The organism is Moorena sp. SIO4E2 (genome assembly GCF_010671945.1).
Taxonomy (GTDB): Bacteria; Cyanobacteriota; Cyanobacteriia; order Cyanobacteriales; family Coleofasciculaceae; genus Moorena; species Moorena producens.
Genome location: NZ_JAAHIE010000613.1, coordinates 1 through 4,026, shown reverse-complemented (window position 1 = coordinate 4,026; position 4,026 = coordinate 1). Strand labels below are relative to the sequence as shown.

Annotated in this window: 3 protein-coding genes; all 3 read right to left on the bottom strand. The window is 41.5% G+C overall.

Annotated features, from left to right (window positions below):
- Positions 1 to 969, bottom strand: a 969-nt coding sequence (locus F6K37_RS34080; RefSeq protein WP_287255193.1) for an aminotransferase family protein, incomplete at its 3' end; no start/stop codon positions are given.
- Positions 970 to 1,023: 54 nt separating this feature from the next.
- Positions 1,024 to 1,884, bottom strand: coding sequence for a sulfotransferase domain-containing protein (locus tag F6K37_RS34075; protein ID WP_287255191.1), 861 nt, complete (start codon positions 1,882 to 1,884; stop codon positions 1,024 to 1,026).
- Positions 1,885 to 1,927: 43 nt separating this feature from the next.
- Complete coding sequence (locus F6K37_RS34070; RefSeq protein ID WP_287255190.1) at positions 1,928 to 3,727, bottom strand: thiamine pyrophosphate-binding protein; 1,800 nt, start codon at positions 3,725 to 3,727, stop codon at positions 1,928 to 1,930.
- Positions 3,728 to 4,026: the final 299 nt, after the last annotated feature.

The following is a 4,026-nucleotide window of genomic DNA, read 5'->3' as shown; positions in this document are numbered from 1 at the left end:
TGCTAAAGCAGCGGCACAACTGAGGGGATGTCCAGAGTATGTCGAGAATAGCAATATCCCTTTTCTATTACCACTCTTAAAGGTTTCCAAAATATGCTTGTGAACAATAACGGCTGCAAGTGGTGCATAACCACTACTCAAGGTTTTAGCAGTGGTTATGATATCTGGTGTTACATGCCAATGTTGAATACCAAAATTTTTACCTAGCCTACCAAAGCCAGTTATTACTTCATCTGCTATAAAAAGAATGTCATAAAACTCACAAATCTCTTTAATTTTCGCAAAATAATCTGGCGGGGGTACTATGGCACCATCTGTGCCACCAATAATTGGTGTGGCAAGGAATGCAGAAATTGTATCTGGTCCTTCCTGTTCAATAATTCTTGCTAGTTCGTTAGCACAAGCAACTTCACAGCTGGGATAGGTGAGGTTAAAGGGGCAATGATAGCAGTGAGGAGGTTGAATAAGAGGAAAATTCAACAAATAGGGATCCATCTTCATGGCTCGCCGAGGAGCTACATAACCAGATAGCGATAAAGTGCCAATGGTAGAACCATTATAGTTATGCCACTGTCCAATAACTTTATATTTACTTTCGTTTCCTCGTTCTATGTGATACTGTCGCGCAATTTGAATAGCTGTTTCGTTGGCTGTTGAGCCACTGGTAATAAAAAAGACTTCACCCATCCCCTCTGGAGCCATTTCGATTATCTTATCAGCAAGACGCTCCTGTGGTTCGTTGGTAAATCGGTATCTATTAACGAAGGATAGTTTACGGGCTTGGTCAGCGATCGCGTCAGCCACTTCTGCAACGCCATGTCCAATTGTAACAACAAACATACCTCCTATTGCATCTAGGTAGCGTTTGCCTTCTGCATCATACAGATAAGCTCCTTCTCCTCGTTCTGCCACGGGGTATGAGCCATGCCAATTACCAGAATAAAAAACGCGAGATTCTGATGGTTCCATAAAAAAGTTTTCTTTCCTCTTGTTTAACTTTTACATTGGTTAGCTCTTGAGAGCTTAGTATCCTGCTTCTCGGCAAAGCGGTTTGCAATATTCAACCAAGCTTTCAAGACTTTCGGTATCCATTGCACTTTTCCACCCATCAATCTTGCCGATTCTCAAAGTTTGGGCAGAGGAACGATAAATCTCTGGCAGCTTGTCATAGATTTTGTCATCAAAGGGACACCCTAGATGGGAAGCAATGCTTTTGATGACATTTTTCTGTTTCTGAACACTCCCTCCACCTTCTTCACCAACTAAATCTTCAAAATGCACAAACAAGCAATTTGGCTCCTTGCGCCAAGCCAACATGGAGCGGTAAACTTCGGCAAAGCTATTGACTTCGACACCAGCTTGGGGAGCATAACCTCCCTGGAAAATAAAATTTAAGCGCTGCCCCGCAGACATCTGCTTAAAATCAGCTTCCAAAAAATGTTTAATCGGCTTCCCTGTATCTAAAATGAAAGGGATCATAGAAGCAACTATGTCACGAGGATCGCGAATGATACAAAGATTATGATAATTTAAATCGGCAAGAGTCTGGCTCAATTTAGCTGTCCAAGGAATATGTCCCAAGATATATTGACCCTGAGGTACGGCATCAAGCCAGTACTGCAAAGTTGATAAATCTACATAATATGGACTCAAACCCCCTAAACCGATATTGTCACCGCTTTCACTAGGGACTTTTTTACCTTCTTTTAAGGCTCTTTTTGTCTCTTTATAATTAAAAGATTTAGGGGTGTCTATCTTGTAGTCACTACCAGTGGCATATCCTTTATACCCAAAAATTTCAATTGCTTTGGCTAAAATATGGGGACTGCCGCTTGGTGCAGAATTAATTAGCACTCTACCAAGCTGAATTCCCTGGTCTAACATTAAAGTTACCTACCTTTAAAAAAATTACAAATATTTATATTGATTAGAACATCCCCACAGGTGGAATTTCTTCTGAATCAATATGCACATCTAATACCGTTGGACCTGGATAGGTGCAAATCTCTTGATAATTGAGCTTTTCCAAATCTTGAGGATTGCGGATGGTATAGCCTGTCGCTCCCATTGCCTTAGCCATAAGGCTAAAATCCACTGGAGGGATAGCAAATTCCAGTGAATCTTTGACAACCTGGCGATGCCTATGTTTGACCATGCCATAGGATTGATCATTTAAGATCACAAAAATTACTGGCAACCGTTCAGCAACAGCAACAGTTATTTCCTGTCCATTCATCAAAAAACTACCATCTCCAGTCAAACAAACAACTGGAGTATTGGGAATCGCCAAGGCTGTACCAACTGCACCTCCAATTCCCCAACCCATAGCCGCTAGTTCTGCTGATGAGCGATAATTTTCAGGATGATGGGGGAAGAAGTAATGAATTGCCCAAGCTAACCAATTACCTGTGTCAATCAGGAAACGAGTTTCCGGAGGAAAATGTTGTGTGAGTTCGTAAACTAAGCGTTGTGGTTTAACTGGAGTTGAGTTACTCTGATAACTTTCTGGTACTTGTACTTCAATCTGAGGAGGCAAATAGGGCGGTTTTTGAGTGCTACCATTCTCCGAGAATGAGGGCTTTGAGTTGACAAAGGTTGGTAAGTTTAGTTTCCCACTACCCTGCATAGCCTCAAGGCGAACCACCAATTCCTGAAAAATAGTTTTGATAGTTCCCTGGAGGTGCAAACCTGCCATCGGAGTACGCCCAAAATAAATGTTGGCATGATGAATATGCACTAATTTATCGTTTAATAGAGCCTTATCCCATGCCGAAGTTGCCCATTGAGCTAAGCTAGTCCCAACAGCCAAAATCAAATCTACTGATTCATCAGTTAAGGCTTGGCGAGCTGTTTTGTGCCCACCAAATCCAAATACTCCACGAGCTAGAGGATGATAAGGATTAATACAAGTTTTGCCATCTTGAGTGGTCATAATGGCGGCATTAATCAATTCAGCGAAAGCCATTATTTCCTGGCTCGCTCCCTTGCAGTCGTGACCTATCAATAAAACAACTTTACGACCTTTGTTGAGAACTTGATATAATGCCTGACAAAGTTCTTCTAATGCTGCTAAATCTACAAACGATGAAGGTTTTGTCAATAACTCGGTAAAGTTAGGATAGGCAATTGGTTCAGGAGCCGGAGAACGAAAAACATCAACGGGGACGCTGATATGTACCGGACCTGGAGGAGATTGAAAGGCAGTTTTCAGGGCAGCAACTAGTTTATTTTCCAATTGCTTGGGGTGGGTAACAATGGTATTGTAGCGAGTACAGCTATCAAACATCCGAGCTGTATCCATCCAGTCAGGAGAAGATTCCTGAAATGCTCCTACACCAAAGCGAGACAATAAGGTTTGTCCGGTGATGACTAGCAAAGGGATGCGATCTGTATAAGCTGAAGCTACTCCTGTAATTAAATTGGTTGCTCCCGGACCTGTTGTTGCGCAGCAAACACCAATTTTTCCAGTTTCCCGGGCATAGGCATCAGCCATACTTGCTGCTCCGCTTTCATGGCGTGAGAGGATGGCCCTCGGGCCTCCTTTTCTTTCGCTGCGTGCTAGGGCTTCATAGAGTGGGGAAATGTGACCACCTGGTACACCAAAAACATATTCTACCCCCAGTTGTCCCAAATAATCAACAACAATATCGCTGAGGATTCTCGGTTCGCTGGGGTCATTTGGGAGATTAGGCACTGTTTTGGTTGGAGCCAATTCTGCTTGCTTCATATAAACCTCTTCATCTAAACATCTTTTTAAGTTGCAAATTAGACTAATTCATCCAAGCAAGTTTTGAGATTATAATTGCTCTGTTCTCCATGATGTTTCTGACTTATATTCAGACTTATATATATACTGTATGATACTTAGAGTTAGATTTTTAAACAAGTCAACTATGGCAATTTCCCAGTCTAAAATTTTTCGAAATTTTTTATAAAAAAAAAGCAGAATTATGGCTAGCGATCGCCTGCCAATGTAAAAAAATAGTATAAATACTTGCATTATTATTTTGGATTTAAACCGTCAGT

Coding starts and splice junctions, on each gene's coding strand:
- F6K37_RS34075 (WP_287255191.1), bottom strand. CDS start 1,884: ATGTTAGACCAGGGAATTCAGCTTGGTAGAGTGCTAATTAATTCTGCA.
- F6K37_RS34070 (WP_287255190.1), bottom strand. CDS start 3,727: ATGAAGCAAGCAGAATTGGCTCCAACCAAAACAGTGCCTAATCTCCCA.